The sequence below is a fragment of the Pseudoalteromonas sp. PAR1 genome, assembly GCF_947311895.1.
GTDB lineage: Bacteria > Pseudomonadota > Gammaproteobacteria > Enterobacterales > Alteromonadaceae > Pseudoalteromonas > Pseudoalteromonas lipolytica_C.
In genome coordinates this window covers 72,706-91,990 of the sequence record NZ_CAMZMY010000003.1, presented here as the reverse complement: position 1 = coordinate 91,990, position 19,285 = coordinate 72,706, and the positions used below count along the sequence as shown (strand labels likewise).

Genomic DNA, 19,285 nt, shown 5'->3' with positions numbered 1-19,285 from the left:
TAGATAATCATATAGTATACTTTTATGTTATTTGTTTGTTCCTTTTTTATTGATAAACTGCAACGTGAAATCAACGTCACAAGGGATCCAACAATGACACTTTTTAAAAAAGTACCTTTGCAACTCGCTATTGCAAGTACGCTAGCTACATCAGTGACTGCAATCGCTGCTGAGCAAACAACAGAAAACACTGCTCAAGATGTTGAAGTTATTTCTGTAACAGGTACTCGCCGAAGCCTTCGTAGTATTTCTGAAAGTACTGTACCTGTCGATTTATTAACAAGTCGCGATCTAACAAGCACTGGCCAACTTGATATGAGCCAAGTACTTGCCTCTCAGTTACCTAGCTTTAACTACCCTAGTGCCACCATTGCTGATGGAACTGACCATGCAAAACCGGCTGTTTTACGTGGCCTTGCTCCTGACCACACATTAGTACTTATCAATGGTAAACGCCGCCATGCGGGTGCACTATTAAATTTAAACGGTACAGTAGGCCGTGGTTCAACAGCTGTTGATTTAAATAATATTCCTACTTCAGCAATTAAACGCGTAGAAGTACTTCGTGATGGTGCTGCTGCTCAATACGGCTCTGACGCGATTGCTGGTGTGATCAATATTGTATTAAAAGACGCCGATGAAGGCGGCAGCGTGAGCTTCACATATGGTGAATACGATACACAAATGGCAGGGTCTCCTCAGTTACTAAACACCACAACTGATAGCGAAGGCAACCTAAGTTTTGAGACTGGTGGCGACCGTGAAGTAAATGATGGTATTTCACGCACAGCAAGCGCTAACGCGGGTTTTGCGCTGGGTGATAATGGCTTTATTAACCTGTCTATTGAGTCACGAAATAACGAGCCAACGAATCGCTCTGGTTTTGACCAACGCGAACAGTACAGCCGTGACGCAAATGGCAATTTAGACCCTCGTGAATTCGACTTTGACCGCTATAACCACCGTTTTGGTAAAGCAAGCATTGAAGATTTCGCGCTTTTTTATAACCTAGGTTATGAGTTTGATAACTCGTTATCACTTTACTCTTTTGCAAGTTACTCAAACCGTGAAGGTAACTCGGGTGGCTTTTATCGTCGTGCCAAAGACTCTCGTAACTTAACTGAAGTGTATCCTGACGGCTTCTTACCGCAAATAGATACTGATGTAGATGACTACTCATTTGCAATTGGCCTTAATGGCGAAACCAATGACTGGGCGTGGGATGTAAGCAGCAATTATGGTCGCAATGACTTTGGTATTGGCGTAAGCAACAGTTTAAATACCTCTATGGGTGTTAGCAGCCCAACAGAGTTTGATGATGGCTCACTCGTATATGAGCAATACCTAGTCAATATGGATGCCAGCAGCACGCTAGATTTAGGTTTACCTGATGATGTGTTTGTGACGATTGGTGCTGAATACCGCCACGAAAACTATCAAATCAAAGCGGGGGAAACGGCCTCTTACCTAACCGTATTAGATGACGAAGGTAACCCTGTTGCTGCCGGTGGCGCACAAGTATTACCGGGTTTCTCACCTGAAAGTGCAACTGATAAAAGCCGCCATAACATTGCAATATTTGCTGAGTTTGATACTTATCTAACAACAGATTGGAACCTTGTTTTAGCAGGTCGTTTTGAAGATTACAGCGATTTTGGTAGCACCTTTACCTCTAAACTAGCTTCGCGTTACAGCATTAATGAGTCACTGTCGTTACGTGGTGCAATTAGCACAGGTTTTAGAGCGCCATCACTTGCCCAAACTTCATATAAGTCGGTAAGTACTTTATTTGAGAATGGTGTGCCAAGTGAAGTAGGTTTATTCCCTGTAGATGAACCTGCAGCGCAAGCACTAGGGGCTCGTGATTTAGATGCTGAAGAGTCAGTTAATATGACGGCAGGTTTCATCTTTACTCAAGGCGGTTTTAGCTTAACGCTTGATGCGTATCGCATTGAAATTGATGACCGTATCGTATTATCTGAAAACTTAAGCGGCCCAGAAGTTGAAGCGATTTTAGCCGAAGCTGGCGAAGTTAATACACAACGCGTTCGCTACTTCACTAATGCCATTGATTCACGTACACAAGGTGTTGATATTGTTGCTACTTACTCATTAGGTTTAGAAAGCTATGGTGATTTACGCTTAAGTGCTGCGGTTAACTTTAACGACACTGAAGTAACACACGTTAAAGAAAATCCACCGGAATTAGAGGCGTTAGGTGACAGCTACGAGTATTTTTCTCGTCGAGAAGTAACTCGTTTTGAAAAAGGTACACCAGCGGATAAATGGAACCTGTCTGCAACGTGGGATTATGAAAACTTCCAAACCACATTACGAGCAACTCGTTATGGTGAAGTTATTGATACCTCAAATAGTGCTGAAAACGATGAAGTACTTGATGCAAAATGGATTGCTGACTTAGAAGTGGCTTATCGCCCTGATGAGCAGTGGAAGTTTGCATTAGGTGCCAATAACCTATTCGATCAGTACCCTCAAGATACTGTAAGCAATATTGGTTATAGCGATTTTAACCACATATTCCCTTATAGTGGCTTTGCGCCATACAGCTTAGATGGCCGTTTTATTTACGGTAACATCACTTATAGCTTCTAAATTAATGTGTGCAGGTTTAGGCTAGCACACAGCTAACTTTTTAAAATTAGGCGCTTTTTTAAATAATATTTAAAAAAGCGCCTATGCCATAAACTTTATTCACACTTGCTGCGACTAACTAATTAACATTACCTATTAGGAAAGACAGCATCATGAATTTACGAAATTTTACCACAAGAGCACTCCTCATCACTGCAAGTGCTGCATGCATCAGTTTAGCAAACGCAGATAATGCAGTTTCTCAGGGCGATTATCGCGTTATTACTTTTAAAGACTGTAAAAAGGTAAGCGAAAGTACCCTCAATAACGAACAGATTGCTGCATACCTAGAGCTTGAACGTGAACAAGTAAAACTAGAAGCGCTAGAACAACCAATTAGTGACATAGAACAACAAGTTACTGACTATTCTGAGCAAATAGAAGCGATCACCGAAGAAGCAGTTATTGAAGACGAGAACCACCTACGAATTAATAAAAGCTTATTAAAAGAGCAAGATAAACTGGCTAAAGAACTCAATAAACTTATGGCTGCTCATGATGCCGATTTTAAAGCGTTAGAACAGCAAGCAAAATTAATTGAACATGCCGCTAAACAATTTGATAAAACTATGAAACCGTTGATGGAACAAGGTGAGTCAACTCACCTACAAATTTTAGCGCCGGGTGAAGACGAAAAACCGGGCTGTTTTTACAATATTTAAAGTACGTTTTCTAGCTGTGCATAAAGCTTCGCGTGTGTTTTACGAATGTCACCTTTATGCACTTGCTTAAACCACTTTAAAGCTTGTTCTGGCTTGCCTGCCTGCCAATTGATTTCAGCCAAGCGTAGCTTATAAATAGCAAGAACAAAACGATCAGACTCTACATCAATATACTTAAGTGATTGAACATACAATTTATCTGCTTCGTCGTACTGAGCAAGTATTTGATACGTTCTCGCTAAATTGCCTAATGCTACAGAGATTTTACGCTTATGGTTTGTTTTTAAAATCCAATCTACAGCAACCCGACGACTTGCGAGTGCTCCATCTACATCACCCAGTGAATGGAAAACATTGGCTTTATTTGAAGCAAGTTCAAAATGAAAAATAGGATCTTTGCTCTTTCCAAAGCGACGTTCAGCCCTATCTAATATGTGCAATGCTGTTTCTTTGTTGCCAAACACGTATTGCAAATTGGCCAATTCAACCATGCGCATTGGGTTACCGAATGAATCGAAAATAAACTTGAACTTGAAAAACAACCGGAAGGTCTTTGCCATTTATAAATGGCTCGGTGCTATCTTTAAGGGCGAGATATTCCATTTTGTCGTAAAAGTAATCAAACTGATACGACTTAATTTCATACCAGCGTGCCAAACCAGGCTCTGCTACCGCTAGCTGTTGATTAATATAATCTAAGCATAGAGCCTGAGGTTGTTGGCTACAGAATATCTCATGGTCACTAAAGTTCTCTGATGCTAAAGCATTAAAGCTGCAGAAACTAAATAACAAAAAGGTTAAACTTTTCTTCATCTACTAACTTCTAAGTGACAATACACACAGAAAAATAACAAAATATCCTGCTATATTACAGCACTTTTTAGTTAAATTTATAGTTAATATTAATAATTTAGATTCTTCACACAGTGAATTTAAGCATTTTTATACACTTAATAAGTTTGAAATTGCATGACTAACAAAAAAGCAGGCTAAGCACCGAGTTAACCTGCTTTAAAATTATTTAGAGTAGCAACAAACTACCTAAGCCAAGAAAGGTGACAAAACCCACAATGTCGGTGACTGTGGTAAGAATCACAGAGCCTGAAAGAGCAGGATCGATTTTGAGCTTATCCAAAATAGATGGGACCACGACTCCCGATAACGAGGCAGCCACTAAATTAAGTAAGATAGCGATAGTAATGGTTAAACTTAACATGCCATCGTTGAACCAGAAATAAGTTAGCACGCCAATCACAAAGGCCCAAACACAGCCATTTAATGCCCCTACTCTTAGCTCTTTTTTCAACAGCGCTCTGCGGTTAGAGTCGGTCACCTGACCGAGTGCTAAACCGCGCACAATAACCGTTAACGTTTGACTACCTGCAATACCGCCCATAGAAGCGACAACCGGCATAAGTACCGCTAGTGCAACCACTTGCTCGATAGTTGCACCAAACAAACCGATAAACCAAGAGGCTAAAAATGCCGTTGCTAGGTTAATACCAAGCCATATACCGCGGTTTTTTGCCGATTTGGTCACGCTCGAGAACAGATCCTCGTCTTCACGTAGACCACCCGCTTTTGCAGCGGCTTCGTCTGTTACTTCTTGGCGTAATTCATAGGCTGATGACACCGACAAACGGCCTAATAGTTTGTTGTCGGCGTTAACCACTGGCATCGCCATTTTTTCGCTATGAATAACCACTTCGGCCGCTTCGTATAAGTCGTCATCAGCGTGTAAAGCCGACACATCAAGGTTCGCGTAATCCAGCAGGCTGTCGTTATCATTGGCTTTAAATAACGAATTAATTGCCACTTCACCAATAAGTGTGCCTTTACGACTCACCAAATAAATCACTTCAGTGTACTGTGGTAAGCCTTTTTGAAAAATTTTACGCGCGCCAGCTACAGTGAGTTTTTCTGACACTTTTAGCGCATCAAAATCGAGCCAGTGACCTAGCTGCTCAGGGTTATATTGCTGTGCAAGGTCGTATTGCTTCGTTTGAACTTCATCAAGTTGTCTGCGTGCATAATCAACAAAGCGTTCGGGAATAATTTCTTCAAGTTCAAGTAGCTCTTCAACGCTAACTTCGTCAAGTAACTTAAAGCCCTCAGCTTCATCTAAACTCTGTAACAACCAGCGACAACTATCACCACCTAAGTTAATGAAAATTTCATGCTGGGTATCTTCATCAAGTAATTGCCAAATTTCTAAACGTTGTTCTTTAGGTAATGCTTCAAACAATAACGATAAATGCTCAGTAGAAAGCTTTTCTTTAGCATCAGCAAGTAACTTATTTTTACGTGTTGTAGTGTCACACTGAAGCAAGTCATCAATTAACTGGGGAAGTTGGTCAACAGGATACTCAATCATTTGAGACCTCGGTTAATTACATCAATAACAGTAGTCTAACGCAGCTTAATTAAAATAACTGCCCGTAATTGATATATTTTTATCTTCATCCAATCAGTCATATAGATGAGCTTAAGGGCTTTTTTCAATTATCACTCAGTAAAACTAAGTGAGTATTACCCCTTCAATTGACTAGGCGTAAGCCCGGTCCAGCGTTTAAATGCTCGTCTGAAATTAGCAATATCATAAAATGATAAGCGCATGGCGACTTGCTCATTGCATTGCTCGCGTATGGCAAGCAGGTAAATAGCTTTGCGCTTACTTTGCTCATCGTACAAGCTAGAAAAACGCACGCTATGAGCTTTTAGTTTGCGCTTGAAGGTTGCAGGGCTCATAGCAAATTGACTGGCTACCTGCTCTAAATTTAACGCCGGATGTTGATAAATTAATCGGCTTACGGCTTCCACAAAAGTGCTGTTTGCAGTATTTAATGCCGCTAGTTGCGAGTTAATTTGTGAAAACCTAAAACTACTAAACGTGGGGTTAGTGAGCCTGAGCGCGTGTTTATTCAATACCCAACGAGTTATAGGCTTTTCAAAAGCGACTTTGAGGCCCAAATACTGCTCGTATTCTTGGCTATGTCTGGCGCGTTTATAGGCAAACTCAAACTGACAAGGGACTCGCTCACCCGCCACTTTTTTAAGAACTTGGTAAAACGCAGCGCTGTAAATTTCCATAACATATTGGCTTATTTCATCATCCAAGCCCACAGCATTTTGCAGCACAATGTAATACTGCTCGTTATGCACATAACTATAACTAAATAACAAAGGTGCCAGTTGCATGCGCAAATTGTGTAACTGCTTTAAAGCTTGGCCGATATGCGCTGCATGTAACACGCCTTGGGCGGCAACAGAGGTATCGTTTGCTAGTTGGCTGCCTAATAAAAAGCCACTGTCGGCAGATTTCATCAACTGCTTAAACTGCGTCAATAAGCGCACTTGCTGCGAAATACTAAACTGATGCTGCACACTCATTAAGTCTTGCTCAAATACTCCTGTGCCTCTGAGTAACTTATGCAGTGCAATGCCGCGACTTAAGGCCAGCTCCACCAGCGTGGTAATTAGCCCTTGTGCGGTGAGGTATTTGTCATCTTGGTTAAGATACGGCTTCACAATGGCTGACTCTTTGTTGTTTTTGTTGTTGTAACTTAGCGTGTAAACGCGAGCTTAAACTTTGTGGTGTATCGCCTTGCATACTGCCCACTAAGGCCGCTGTTACATCTTGAAACTTAGCATGTTTTTCGCCTTCGACCTTAAATGCACAATGGCTCAGCGCCGAGGTAATTTGCGCCAGCAGCTCTTTTGCTTGTACTGCGCTGGTATTTGGCATTAGCACCATAAAACAGTCTCCCGCATAGCGGCACACTACATCGCTAAGGCGGCAATTCATCAATAAAAGCTCGCTTACTTCACGTAGTAAGCGGTCGCCTTCGATAAAGCCAAATTCAGCGTTAAAATCAGCGAAACCACGAATATCAATGGCGGCCAGTTGCAGAGGCTGTGGCTCACTTAATTGCTCTTTTAGCACTGCTTGTAAGTAATCAGCCTTATAAAGCCCTGTTATTGAGCACACTAATTCATGCTCACGATGCTGGGCTTCACGACGTTTTAATTGCCTATTAAGCACGTATTGCTCTTGGTGCCATTGATAAAGCCCAAGGCTTGTAAAAATCATGCCTATCGGCGCAGGTAACGATTCAATCCAAGTAAGCCACGTATTGGTTGGTTGATGTAACCACTCATCAAATAAATCAAGGGAAGCTGAAAACATAAAAAGCCCAAGCCCAAGCACTAAAAAGCTGGTGACTTTGCCGGGCGGCCTCGAAATAAGCAGCGCAGCTATCCAAGTAAGGGTCATTAGCACAATGCCCCCCTCACCTAAAATATCTAACCATGCGATATCGGCAAGAGGCTTTAATTCTCCTGCTTGTGCGCTTAGCAAAAACGCAATTACAAACAGAGCAATAACTGCATTGGTTAAAAGTCGATGATGAGTAAAAGGATTATATCGCATTCTCAGTACCTAACAATAATTCACGCTGCCATGCTAACTCGTTAGCGTTTAAAGCAGCAGGGTCATATTAGCTCAATGATGTGACAGCAAAACGACAGTCAAACCTTGTTAAACCCCTTAAGCACTGTATTTACCTTAACAAGATGGGGTTATTGCAGCTCAAAAGTACTTTTAAAATCCGCTAATCACTTGTTTTTACAGGCTGTTAGCGATTTTCTGTCACATTTGCGTCATTTAAGCTGCGTACTTTGCTCATCAAACCAAGGACAACCAGGAGCAAACCCATGAAACAATTTAAAACGAAGGCGTTAGTAAGCGCCCTCGCCTTATGCCAATTTGCCGCTTACGCACAAGACGAACAAAACAGCGATGAGAAAAAAGTAAAAGTCTCTGAAGAGCTTGTTGTCTATGGCGAAATCGGTTATCGCAACCGCTCACAAGAGCTGGCACCGACGCTTGAATACTCACAAGAATACTTTCAACGTTTTGAACCACTTACTGCCGGTGATGCATTAAAACGCGTACCAAGTGTGACGTTTTTATCAGATGTTTTAGAGTCTGATGGCGCGCGTATGCGTGGCTTAAGCCCGGCTTACACAAAGGTCCTTATTAACGGTGAAGAAGTACCTGGTGCAGGTGCTGACCGCTCATTCTTTGTTGACCGTATTCCTGCTGAGCTAATTGAGCGTGTAGAAATTATTCGTGCTTCAAGTGCAAACCGCTCTGCCGATGCCATTGCCGGTACGCTAAACATTGTATTGCGTGACGGTTACAGCCTAGATGGTGGTTACCTTCGTGCGGGTGGCCTGCGTTATGACGATGGCGAATTAAAAGAAAGCTTTGCAGGTGTTTACGGCACTGAGTTTGCTGGCGGCCGTTTACTACTAGGTGCGAACTTGCAAGGTCGTTATAACCCAAAACAAAAATCAAGCCTACGCTATGGCGACAGCCCAGAGAATAACGCTAATTACAAAACCGAAGAATTCGATAACCGCGAAGATCAATCAGATATTCGCGACGGTGACGATACCTCGCTAAATGCCAGCTACGAAATTGCTTTTGATGATGGCAGTAAGTTTGATATCAGCGCGATTTGGGTTGATACCGACCGTACTGAAGATGAGCGTTCATTTGAATATGACGACCCAACAGCAATTAATAACTCAATTGTTGAAGGGGGTAATCTTGAAACCGACAACGCCAATGTGTCTTTCATCGACCAAACCAACTACAACATCAACTCGGGTTATGAGTTACCCCTTTTTGGTGGCACCAGTAAATTCAAACTTGGTTTTGCAAGCTTTGAAGAGTCTGTTTACGAGCAAGAAGTAGAAATCGATACCTCTGAACTACCTATGGTGTTTGAGGAAGAAGAAGAAACCGTAGACCTTGATGACAAAGAATGGTCATTACAATGGCAACATAGCTTGTTTGCAGGCGAGAACAAAACGATTCAATTTGGTGCCTTTGTACAAGGCAAAGAGCGCGATACTGCGGTTTATCAAGCCGAAGATGAAAGCGAACAAAGCTTTACAAGCTGGGATCAATTCAGCCAAACACCAATGTCACTGGCAGGCTTTAACAACGAGTTTGAAGCAGCCGCTGGTGGCGTAAATAAACTCGAAGAAGACCGCCTAGATGTATTTGCATTAGTTAAGCACGAAGACCAAGACTTCTCGTGGGAGTTAGGTGTGCGCTACGAAACAACTGACTCAACCATTACAGACAAAGCAGAAGGTGTGAGCGCTAAAAACGATTATGACTTCTTCTTACCATCGGCACATTTACGTTACAACGTCTCTGAAAATGGCCGTGTTAGTGCCTCGGTTGCACGTAGCTTACGTCGCCCTGATTTTGATTACATCACCCCAGCTCTACTTGAAAAAGAATTAGGCGATAACGACTTTTTAGGTAACCCAGACCTACAACCAGAATCATCGTGGGGTATGGACTTAGGTTATGAGTATCGCTTAGGTAAAAGCGGCGTTGTGGGTATTAATGTGTTCTACCGCGATGTGACTGACCTTATCGAAATAGCTAATACAGGCCAACAAGGCTCAGAAGGTGACGGTACTTACATTTTGCAACCGCGCAACACAGGCGATGGCAACGTAAAAGGTATCGAGCTTGATTTATCAACGCCGCTAAGCGCCATTAGCATGCCAAACACCGGGGTATTCTTTAACTACTCATGGCTTGATTCAGAAGTAGATGACACTTTCGGTAGCCGTAAATTCAACGACCAATCTGACTATGTGTTTAACGTTGGTTTTATTCAAGACCTACCTGATTTAGGCGCTTCGTTCGGTGCAACTTACCGTAAACAAGGTGATGCTTATGGCCGTATCGTGGGTGAAGAAGTGACCACACACTACGGTGCTGACCTTGAAGTATTCGTAGAAAAACGCTGGCAAGACGTCACGCTTCGTTTAGTGGGCTCAAACCTACTTGATGCAAGCAAAGACGAAACGTTTAACAAGTTCGACACGGTTGATGACCAAATCAACCGCGATTTTGACGAGTATGAACTGGAGTCTGAAGAAGCAGGCCCTGTTATTCAGTTAATGCTGCGCTACGCGTTTTAATACACAAAAGAGTTATTAAGGCAGCGCATTGCTGCCTTGTTGTATATTTGGGGATCCCATGAATTTTAAAAAACCACTTAATCTTGTTGCCAGTGCAGTGATGCTGAGCACCCTAGCAGCGTGTAGCCAAACAACGGCAACCGAGGCGCCAAGTAAAAACCAATTAACAGCCTTTGGCACAACTGAAAATATGCAAGGCTCACAAGCAGCAGCCCTTGCTGATGACGCTTGGCTATTAAGCTCACAAAGCCAAGGCCTTCAGCTTATTGATGCCACAGGTAAACAGCACGCATTACAAAAAGGTAATTTCGAGGCGCTATCTGTAAAAGCAATCAACAAAAACAGTTACCTTGTTGCTAGCATCGACAACGAAGCCGACCAAGCGGTGATTTTTAGCTTACAAAAAGCGCCTAAATGGCAGCTGACTGAAATTAGCCGTATCAGCCCACCAAAAGCAAAACCTGAAGCGGTGTGTTTATTTGCTAACCCGACCACTCAAGCTGTGTCGGCGTTTGTGGCAGATGCTCGTGGTCTTATTCGCGAAACACTGGTGTTTGATATGGCAAACAAGCGCGCATTAAACCTTGAATTACGCGAGTTTGCTGGCGTAAGTGAAACATCAGGCTGTGCGGTTGATGATAACAGTAAAACCCTTTACCTAAGCGAAGGCGAAGTGGGCATATGGCAAATTAACGCCGACGCTGAATCGCGCGCCGATAAAAAGCCCCTTGCTATGATGTCGCCATTTGGCAGCTTAGCGCCTGAAGTTGGCGGCTTAAGCACAACAGAAGATGGTAGCTTATGGTTTACCACTTCTGATGATAACCAATTACATCGCTACGAAAAGAGTACTAAACGTTTTAGCAGCTGGCAATTTGCTGGTGAGCTGGCAATTGAATCTGCCGCAGTGAGCTTTAACAATAATCAAGCTGATATCGTGCTGTACGATGATGAATCAGGTCATTATGTAAAAGGTCAAATCGATGGGCTAATTAAAGCACAAGCTAAGCAACAAAATAGTGCTAAAACAGCGGCTGTTACTTATATCAATGCACAAGCGCAAACCGATGCAGTGCGTGCTTTTGGTGATGCCGCCGATGACCCTGCCATTTGGGTAAATCCAAAAAATGCAGCAAAAAGCCTGATCCTAGGTACCGATAAACGCCGTGGTTTAATGGTGTATGACCTTGCAGGCAAAGAGCTACAAGCGCTAGAAACAGGCCGTTTAAATAATGTTGATGTGCGCCAACATGCCAGTATCAACAACGCAACGAATACCTGGATTACAGGTAGTAACCGAACTCATAACACCATCAGTGTTTACACCGTTGATACAAGCAATCAGGTGCAACATCTTGCTGAGTTGCCAACAACCCTAAACGAAATTTACGGTATGTGTATGTACTCATCAAACACAGGCAACTATGTGTTTATGAATGACAAATCAGGCCTATTTCAGCAATACAAACTAACTGGCAATAATGAGAGCGTATCAGCACAATTAGTGCGCGAATTTAGTGTACCGAGCCAACCTGAAGGTTGCAGTGCAGATGATAAAACCGCACAGCTATTTTTAGGTGAAGAAGATGAAGGTATTTGGTTTATTGGCGCTGAGCCAACAGCAGGAAATAAACCTGTAATGTTACAAACCGTGAACGATATGCTGGTTGATGATGTAGAAGGCATGGAAATCTATCACGCGAAAGATGCCCGTTATTTAGTGGTTTCTAGCCAAGGTGATTACAGCTATGTGCTTTATAAAATTATCGATGGCAATACCCCTAGCCTAGAGTTTGCGGGTAAATTTGCAATCAGCAATAACCTAGAGTTAGCAATAGATGGCGTTTCAGAAACCGATGGCCTAACGGTAACACCGGCTGCGCTACCGGGCTACCCTGAAGGGGTGCTAATTGTGCAAGATGGTTACAACCGTATGCCGCAAGCACCGCAAAACTTTAAGATTATTGACTGGCGCGAAGTAAAAAAAGCTATTCAATAAATTACTCCGTAAGGGTGCTCGGTTTATCTGGGCACCTTTTTTATCTGCACATGTTTAATCAGTAAAATAGGTAACTAAAGCCCCCCACTATTGCACCGTAAATTAGCATCGGCAAAAAGGTTTTCTTAAGCACAGGCCCTTCTTGATTATTCACTCCAACAATACTGGCTACAGCAATAATATTGCTAATGCAGATCATATTACCCATCGCGGCTCCTGTTGATTGCAACGCAAGCACTAAGGTTTCTGATAAGCCCACTTGCTCAGCAATGCCATATTGAATACCGCCAAAGGTAAGATTAGACACCGTTGCCGAGCCTGAAAAGAAAGTGCCGAGTGCCCCCAAGTACGAGGCAAATAACACCCAGTGCTCACCGCTTAAATCAGCAAAGGTACTCGCCATATAAAATATGGGCGCATTATGGCCGCCTTGCATTAAAACATTCACCATCACCAGCGCACCGATTAAAGCAATACATGGCATAGCAATACGGCCTAAGGTGTCGGAGCACATTTTCTTTACTTGTGGCTTACTCATTTTAAGTAACGGCACACAGATCAACACCACCAATACAAACGGGATCAGTGCTGGAACAAACAAGGTTTTATACGACCATCCCACCGACGTGCCAAATATCTCATGTAAAGATAAGATCAGCGCTTTACTTAATTCAAATTGCGCAAAGCCCAAATTGACACTCAGCCAGAGCGTTTCGTCGTTAAGCAGTGCTTTAATGCCCAGCTGATGAATACGGGTTATGACCAGCACAACAATCAAGAGTAATAGCGGGAATAACGCTACAAACAGCGTTTTAGGTGTGAACTCAACCTTGTTTTTCGTGCTTTGTGCATTTACAGCTGAGTTATCTAAACCCACTCCCTTATCCGCCAAAAAGATAGTGACTAATAGCCCCACTGCACCACCAATCAGTGATGGAAATTCATAGTTCCACTGGGCAAACAACCAATAAGGTAAGACACATGAAAACACACTTAAATAAATGAATACGCTATTTTGACGCACCTTTTTTAGTGGTAAAACAAGACACAGCGCAATCATAGGAATAACCAAAGCAGCAATAACATGGCAAAGTGCCGTCCATTTTGAGATAGCCAGCACTTGCCCATCATCTAACTGTAGCGCCGAAAAACCAAACCATGTTGGTGTGCCTACTGCACCAAAAGAAACGGGAATTGAGTTTAAGATAAGAGTGAAAACAATCACTTTAAAAGGCGAGAAACCAAGCCCGACTAAAATAGGCGCAGCAATAGCCGCTGGCGTACCAAACCCGGATGCGCCTTCGAGCATAAATGCAAATGCCCAACCTATGATCATCAATTGCGCAACCTGATTACTACTTATTGATTCGAGCCAGTGTTTAATCGTGGTTTCGGCCCCTGATATTGCCAACATGCGGTTAAGTAAAATAGCTCCAGCAATAATCGAAATAGGCGTCATAACAGACAACACACCAGCAAACACATTGGCAAGCAACAGCCTTAAATCAGCTTGAAAGTAAAACAGCTGCAGTAAAGCAGCGAGTAGCGCTGTTATGGGTAAGGCAATATAAGAAGCGATGGGGCTGCGTTTTACCATCATCCAAATCAATAGCAAAATAGGCAGTGCAGCCACTAGGGTATTCATTGGTCATCCTGTTGTTTTTAAGCGCTTTCCTTAATTAAAAGTATAGACAGGATAACCATAATCAGTATTTTTTATTTGTTAAATGAGTGTGCTAAGCCACCAAATTAACAGTACTAACACAGAAATAGCGACTAAGGCTTTAGTTTTGTGCTTTTGAATAATTCGCTCAGCCTGATTACCCGCGTAATAAACAACTGCAGCAAGGGCAAAGTAACGGATTGAGCGCGCAATGACCGTAGCCAGTAAAAAGAGAAAAATTGAATACTTAGTTGCCCCAGCGGCCAGCATGGCAATTTGAAATGGAATAGGCACAATACCGAGCGTCAATACAAACCAAAAGCCTTGTGCTTGCATGTTTTGTTTAACTTGCTCGAATTGCTCAGGATTTGAGAAGGTATTAATTACCCAATCGCCTACTACGTCAAATAGGTAATAACCAAGGGCATAACCAAAAGTAGCACCAATAATACAGCCAATGGTCGCCATTAATGCGATTAACCACAGCTTTTCACGGCGAGCTTGCATTAACGGAACAAGCACAGCTTCAAGCGGTATAGGCACTATGGTTGACTCTAAAAATGATGCCACCGTAATCGATTTAAGCATATGTTTAGAGTCGATAAACTGCCGTGTTTTTTGCTTTAACTTTTTAGCAATTGCCATTATTCATCCTTAATCGTTTTGCTCGGCTTTAGGGTACAACAAAAACCCTTAACCGTCCCTTACGGTTTATGAATATAACGGCTACGGCCTTGGTTTTTAGCCTGATATAGTGCCTGATCAGCTCGTTTCATTGCATTACTAAATGTTTCTGTGGCGCGTTTTATAGCTGAACCTACACTCACACTGAGTGTTTTACTCGGCGTAACCATCACGTTACTGGCCAAGCACAATAGTTGCTGACATGTCTGACTCAATATTTCTTGATCTTCAGTCGGAACAAATAAAGCAAACTCTTCACCACCTATACGGGCAAATAAAATATGCGGGTCTAATGCCTTATGGCATTGCGATACAAAATCAATCAACACCTGATCGCCTACATCATGACCATGTTCATCATTGATCGCTTTAAAGTGATCAATATCTACAATTACAATACTATGCGGTGTATCTTGATTTTGCAGTACATAGTGGTAGAAATAACGGCGATTATAGGCTTTGGTAAGCACATCTGTTTTTAGCTCTTCTTCAAGTTGCTCGCGGGTTTTAGCTAAGTCTGACAAAGCTAAAAATAAACCAAAACCAGTAACCAACATACCAATTGTTCGAGCAATATCCTCGATATAAATTCCCACCCAAATAGGCTGAAACACAAGCTCATCTAGAAAGTCGAAGGTCAGCCCGACACTCCATAGAAAAATACCGATACTTAAAAATAAATAGCTTCTTTGTGCTACTACCGATGTTTGCACAAAAGCAAATATACATATGAGGATCAATAGATTAATAGCATCTGTTAATACGCCATTGAGATAAATATCATTTTCTAATCGATTAAAATGGTAAAGATATGTCACCACAATCATCAACAATGAAATAATGAACACGCTTATAAAAAGCTGCTTTATAACTAGAGGTACTGAGTTTAACTCAGCTTTAACTTCGATTGGTGGAGGTTGTATACTCATAACAGATCACGACAACTTACTGCAATTGGCTCAACATTAGCAAAGCGTGTTTAAAAGTGCATGACAAAGCGACCGTGAATTTTAAAAACCAGCATTTTGGCTGGAGTAATTAACCTAAAACAATCCCTTTTAACCAGCAAAAAAGTCTAACGTCATGCTATTTGTTTGTAACAGTCGCATTCTCGAGATTAATTTTTTATCATCTGAGCGAATTCTGTTTAAATAAATATTAACATAATGATTAACGCACGCTTTATTCCTTTTCGTAAACACGACATCATCAACCTTTGCCAAGCCTATTTAGGTGAGTCGCAATCAAGTTCGTTTATGGAGTTTGCTACACTTTTGCAAAGCGTGACCCATTATCAATATCACGGGTTGCTGGAGTCATTAAAAAACAACTATGCGCCATTTGACCCAAATAGCGACACCCGCACGCTGAAACCTATTACCGATGCTGAGCGTGCCAACTATCAATCAGCTTTTGCTAAAGATTTTGCCACGGTACTCAATGCCGCCAATTTTGAAACCATTACCAATCAAGACTTGCAAGATGCATTGAATGAAGAGTCTTTATTTAAAGTCCGTTTGGCTGTTGAGTTTAACGACTTTGCAGAAGTGGTCTTTTATCGTCGCGGCGAATCGCAAAAAACCGAGACGCTACGCAGTTTTTGGGGACTGCGCAAAAAACAAATTCAGTTCACCAACTATGACCGCGTTGCCATATTCATTCGCTTTAAAGACGAGCAGTACTTTTTAGAAAAAGGCAAAATGCCGGTAGGATTCGAGCCCAATTCAACCATCGTCAAATTATTCCAGAATGTCCCCAAAGCCGATTTAGAAATGCTGTTTCCGAATAGCGAAGTAAAAATGCGCCCGATTGATAAACTGATTATTGGCTCATCTGCCCTGATTGGTGGTGCTGTGGTGTTGGTAACAAAATTAGGCGCGTCAATTTTACTGCTTATTGCCTTGATTGCTTTTTGGGGCGGTTGGCGCAGCGAAGAAGTGCATATGAGTCAGCAGCACTTTATTACCTTTGCAATCGGCATGGGTGTGTTTGGCAGCTTTATATTTAAAGAGTGGAGCAAGTTTAAAAATCGTAAAATTCGCTTTATGAAAGCACTGGCCGACAACTTGTATTTTAAAAATCTCGATAACAACGCAGGTGTTTTTCATACCCTCGTTGATGCAGCTGAAGAAGAAGATGTAAAAGAAGCGCTGCTTGCCTACACCTTTTTATTAAAGAGCAAATCTGAGATGACGGCAGAGCAATTAGATAAGCAAATTGAGCAATGGTTTAACGAGCAACATAATTGCCAGCTCGACTTTGAAATTGATGATGCTTTAGACAAACTCGTCAAGCTTGAACTGGTTAATCAAAACAATGATCTTTATTCGGCGGTTGATTTAGCCAATGCCAAACAACGCTTAGATAGTCGTTGGGATGACTATTTTAAGTTTGCCTAAGCCTTTAAAATCAGGTACTAGCGAAGCACATATAGACTTTGAGTCAATTCAACTGGGGTAAATGCAACTTTATCTCAATGTGCTTGCGCACAGCATGGTCTGCTTTTAGGATAAAATTTTACGGCTAAAAAAAGACCATTCCATGCAATTAAAAAAATCAATTTTTATTGGAGCCAGCTTGCTGTGCGCAGCAACAACAGCTCAGGTATATGCTAACGACAAATTTGTTTCTGAAGATATTTTTCAACTTGAATACGCAGGCGACCCACAAATAAGCCCAGACGGTAAAAAAATTGTTTATGTGCGTAGCGGCTACGACATCATGAAAGATGGCAACAAACGTAGCTTTTGGCTTTACGATTTAAAGTCTGGTCAACACACGCCGCTGTTTTCTGATGAACATAACTACAGCCAACCAACTTGGTCTCCAGATAGCCAAAAAATTGCTTTTACCAGCAATTCAAGCGGCTCAAATCAACTTCACGTTTATTGGTTAGCGCAAGACAAACAAGCGCTTTTAACGCAACTTCCAAAATCAGTACGTAACTTAACTTGGTCCAATGACTCAGAGCAAATTGCCTTCACTATGAGCATTCCGGAAGGTAAATCTGCGTTCGCTAAATCAGTAAAGCTGCCAAAAAAACCAAAAGGCGCCGAGTGGTCAAAACCAGTTAAAGTAATTGAAAAAGCGCGTTATCAAGCTGATGGTGCAGGCTTTTTAGAACCTTCATATCGTCACGTTTTTGTTATTCCGGTTTCGGGTGGCACACCACGCCAATTAACATCGGGTGATTATCAGCACTATGGTCCACTTGCTTGGGATCCAAGTAACACAAAACTGGCTTTTTCTGCTGATCGCAATGATGACTGGGAATACCGCACTACTGAGTCAGACCTTTATGAAATTAACGTAAAATCAGGTGAGCTTACACAGCTAACAGATTTACCGGGCCGAGAAAGTAACCCGCGTTATGCTAAAGACGGTGATGAGCTTGCCTTTGTTGCTCGTGACAACGTCCCTGTGCCTTATATTAACTCAACGCTGTCATTACTTGATTTAGATGATAAATCAATCAAGCATATTACTGAAAAATTAGACCGTTCAGTGGCTGATTATAAGTGGTCAGGCGATGGCGACTTTGTTATTCAGTACGATGATTTTGGTAAGCGTAAGCTCGCTAAAGTAACCAGCCGCGGTAAGGTAACTGATTTAACTGATACGCTATCGGGCACTTCAATTGGTCGCCCGTATGTTAGCGGTAGTTTTAGCATGGCCAACAATGGCGCCATTGCTTATACAAAAGGCAACGAGTATCGCCCAGCTGATTTAGGCTACCTATACAAAGGTAAAACTAAAACGCTTACTTCATTAAACGAAGATATATTAGGCCATAAAAAGCTAGGTAAAGTACACGAGCTGAATGTTAAGTCGCAGTTTGACGGCCAAGCCATTCAAGGTTGGTACATCACGCCACCTGACTTTGATGAGAGCAAGCAATATCCATTAATGGTTGAAATTCACGGCGGTCCACATCTAGCCTATGGCCCAAGCTTTACTGCTGAATTACAACGTTATGCCGCTGAAGGTTATGTGGTTGTATATGTAAATTACCGTGGTTCAACAAGTTACGGTAAAGACTTTGCATTGCTGTTAGATGGTAAATACAGCTCTGAAGAAGACTTTGCTGACCATAACTCAGCGGTTGATGCCATGATAGCAAAAGGGTTTATCGACAAAGATAACCTATTTATTGCTGGTGGTTCAGCAGGTGGTATTGCAACAGCTTATGCTGTAGGTTTAACAAACCGCTTCAACGCGGCTGCAATTACCAAACCAGTGATTAACTGGTTAAGTAAAACACTGACTGCCGACAGCTACATTGGTCAAATTCGCAACCAGTTCCCGGGCATGCCATGGGATAATGTTGAACACTACTGGAAACGTTCGCCGCTTTCATTAGTGGGTAACGTAACCACGCCATCATTGATCATGACAGGTGAAGAAGACCGCCGTACGCCGATTTCAGAATCAGAGCAATTCTATCAAGCATTAAAACTGCAAAAGGTAGATACCGTGCTTATTCGTGTGCCGGGCTCACCACATGGTATTGCGGGTCGTCCATCGCGTATGATTTCGAAAATTGAATACACGCTTGCGTGGTTCAAACAATATCAGAAGTAATAAATTAACCAGGAGTGAGCTGCTCACTCC

General features: G+C 42.2%; 14 protein-coding genes. 6 read left to right on the top strand and 8 right to left on the bottom strand.

Annotation, left to right across the window (positions count from 1 at the left end):
- Positions 1–93: 93 nt before the first annotated feature.
- Together QL229_RS03175 and QL229_RS03170 are read left to right on the top strand one after the other, a co-directional pair.
- Positions 94–2,613: a TonB-dependent receptor gene (locus QL229_RS03175; protein ID WP_135925721.1), complete on the top strand. Its 2,520-nt coding sequence runs from the start codon at positions 94–96 to the stop codon at positions 2,611–2,613.
- A gap of 152 nt (positions 2,614–2,765) precedes the next feature.
- The gene (locus QL229_RS03170) at positions 2,766–3,314 is read left to right on the top strand and encodes a hypothetical protein (protein ID WP_135925722.1); all 549 of its coding nucleotides are present in this window, start codon (positions 2,766–2,768) and stop codon (positions 3,312–3,314) included.
- On the opposite strand, the gene QL229_RS03165 is transcribed toward QL229_RS03170, so the two are convergent.
- The 5 genes from QL229_RS03165 to QL229_RS03145 all read right to left on the bottom strand — a co-directional run bounded on the left by QL229_RS03165 (position 3,311) and on the right by QL229_RS03145 (position 7,743).
- On the bottom strand, positions 3,311–3,811 hold the full coding sequence (locus tag QL229_RS03165; protein ID WP_281546478.1) for a tetratricopeptide repeat protein: 501 nt from the start codon (positions 3,809–3,811) through the stop codon (positions 3,311–3,313). The genes QL229_RS03170 and QL229_RS03165 overlap by 4 nt on opposite strands.
- Positions 3,812–3,815: 4 nt before the next feature.
- A complete protein-coding gene (locus QL229_RS03160) occupies positions 3,816–4,127 on the bottom strand; it encodes a hypothetical protein (protein ID WP_281546477.1) in 312 nt (103 codons plus the stop codon).
- 208 nt (positions 4,128–4,335) lie between these two features.
- A complete protein-coding gene (locus QL229_RS03155; protein ID WP_138556589.1) occupies positions 4,336–5,688 on the bottom strand; it encodes a magnesium transporter in 1,353 nt (450 codons plus the stop codon).
- 155 nt (positions 5,689–5,843) lie between these two features.
- Positions 5,844–6,842: an AraC family transcriptional regulator ligand-binding domain-containing protein gene (locus tag QL229_RS03150; RefSeq protein WP_138556590.1), complete on the bottom strand. Its 999-nt coding sequence runs from the start codon at positions 6,840–6,842 to the stop codon at positions 5,844–5,846.
- The gene (locus QL229_RS03145; RefSeq protein WP_138556591.1) at positions 6,826–7,743 is read right to left on the bottom strand and encodes a sensor domain-containing diguanylate cyclase; all 918 of its coding nucleotides are present in this window, start codon (positions 7,741–7,743) and stop codon (positions 6,826–6,828) included. The genes QL229_RS03150 and QL229_RS03145 overlap by 17 nt, the downstream gene beginning before the upstream one ends.
- A gap of 284 nt (positions 7,744–8,027) precedes the next feature.
- Here QL229_RS03145 and QL229_RS03140 point away from each other — a divergent pair, with 284 nt between their 5' ends.
- Both QL229_RS03140 and QL229_RS03135 read left to right on the top strand, forming a co-directional pair.
- Positions 8,028–10,328: a TonB-dependent receptor gene (locus tag QL229_RS03140; RefSeq protein WP_281546476.1), complete on the top strand. Its 2,301-nt coding sequence runs from the start codon at positions 8,028–8,030 to the stop codon at positions 10,326–10,328.
- Positions 10,329–10,386: 58 nt separating this feature from the next.
- Positions 10,387–12,327 carry a phytase gene (locus tag QL229_RS03135; protein ID WP_281546475.1) on the top strand — a complete coding sequence of 647 codons (1,941 nt, stop codon included), beginning with the start codon at positions 10,387–10,389 and terminating at the stop codon, positions 12,325–12,327.
- Between the two features lie 58 nt (positions 12,328–12,385).
- Here the strand turns inward: QL229_RS03135 and QL229_RS03130 are convergent, their stop codons facing one another.
- The 3 genes from QL229_RS03130 to QL229_RS03120 form a co-directional block, all read right to left on the bottom strand.
- On the bottom strand, positions 12,386–13,972 hold the full coding sequence (locus QL229_RS03130; protein ID WP_281546474.1) for an L-lactate permease: 1,587 nt from the start codon (positions 13,970–13,972) through the stop codon (positions 12,386–12,388).
- 78 nt (positions 13,973–14,050) lie between these two features.
- Positions 14,051–14,635, bottom strand: coding sequence for a VTT domain-containing protein (locus QL229_RS03125; RefSeq protein WP_281546473.1), 585 nt, complete (start codon positions 14,633–14,635; stop codon positions 14,051–14,053).
- Between the two features lie 59 nt (positions 14,636–14,694).
- Positions 14,695–15,603, bottom strand: a complete 909-nt coding sequence (locus QL229_RS03120) for a GGDEF domain-containing protein (protein WP_281546472.1) — start codon at positions 15,601–15,603, stop codon at positions 14,695–14,697.
- Between the two features lie 237 nt (positions 15,604–15,840).
- On the opposite strand from QL229_RS03120, the gene QL229_RS03115 reads away from it, so the two are divergent.
- Together QL229_RS03115 and QL229_RS03110 are read left to right on the top strand one after the other, a co-directional pair.
- Complete coding sequence (locus tag QL229_RS03115) at positions 15,841–17,073, top strand: TMEM143 family protein (RefSeq protein WP_281546471.1); 1,233 nt, start codon at positions 15,841–15,843, stop codon at positions 17,071–17,073.
- A 142-nt stretch (positions 17,074–17,215) separates the two neighbouring features.
- Complete coding sequence (locus QL229_RS03110) at positions 17,216–19,255, top strand: S9 family peptidase (protein WP_281546470.1); 2,040 nt, start codon at positions 17,216–17,218, stop codon at positions 19,253–19,255.
- Positions 19,256–19,285: the final 30 nt, after the last annotated feature.

Coding starts and splice junctions, on each gene's coding strand:
- QL229_RS03175 (WP_135925721.1), top strand. CDS start 94: ATGACACTTTTTAAAAAAGTACCTTTGCAACTCGCTATTGCAAGTACG.
- QL229_RS03170 (WP_135925722.1), top strand. CDS start 2,766: ATGAATTTACGAAATTTTACCACAAGAGCACTCCTCATCACTGCAAGT.
- QL229_RS03165 (WP_281546478.1), bottom strand. CDS start 3,811: ATGCGCATGGTTGAATTGGCCAATTTGCAATACGTGTTTGGCAACAAA.
- QL229_RS03160 (WP_281546477.1), bottom strand. CDS start 4,127: ATGAAGAAAAGTTTAACCTTTTTGTTATTTAGTTTCTGCAGCTTTAAT.
- QL229_RS03155 (WP_138556589.1), bottom strand. CDS start 5,688: ATGATTGAGTATCCTGTTGACCAACTTCCCCAGTTAATTGATGACTTG.
- QL229_RS03145 (WP_138556591.1), bottom strand. CDS start 7,743: ATGCGATATAATCCTTTTACTCATCATCGACTTTTAACCAATGCAGTT.
- QL229_RS03140 (WP_281546476.1), top strand. CDS start 8,028: ATGAAACAATTTAAAACGAAGGCGTTAGTAAGCGCCCTCGCCTTATGC.
- QL229_RS03135 (WP_281546475.1), top strand. CDS start 10,387: ATGAATTTTAAAAAACCACTTAATCTTGTTGCCAGTGCAGTGATGCTG.
- QL229_RS03130 (WP_281546474.1), bottom strand. CDS start 13,972: ATGAATACCCTAGTGGCTGCACTGCCTATTTTGCTATTGATTTGGATG.
- QL229_RS03125 (WP_281546473.1), bottom strand. CDS start 14,635: ATGGCAATTGCTAAAAAGTTAAAGCAAAAAACACGGCAGTTTATCGAC.
- QL229_RS03120 (WP_281546472.1), bottom strand. CDS start 15,603: ATGAGTATACAACCTCCACCAATCGAAGTTAAAGCTGAGTTAAACTCA.
- QL229_RS03115 (WP_281546471.1), top strand. CDS start 15,841: ATGATTAACGCACGCTTTATTCCTTTTCGTAAACACGACATCATCAAC.
- QL229_RS03110 (WP_281546470.1), top strand. CDS start 17,216: ATGCAATTAAAAAAATCAATTTTTATTGGAGCCAGCTTGCTGTGCGCA.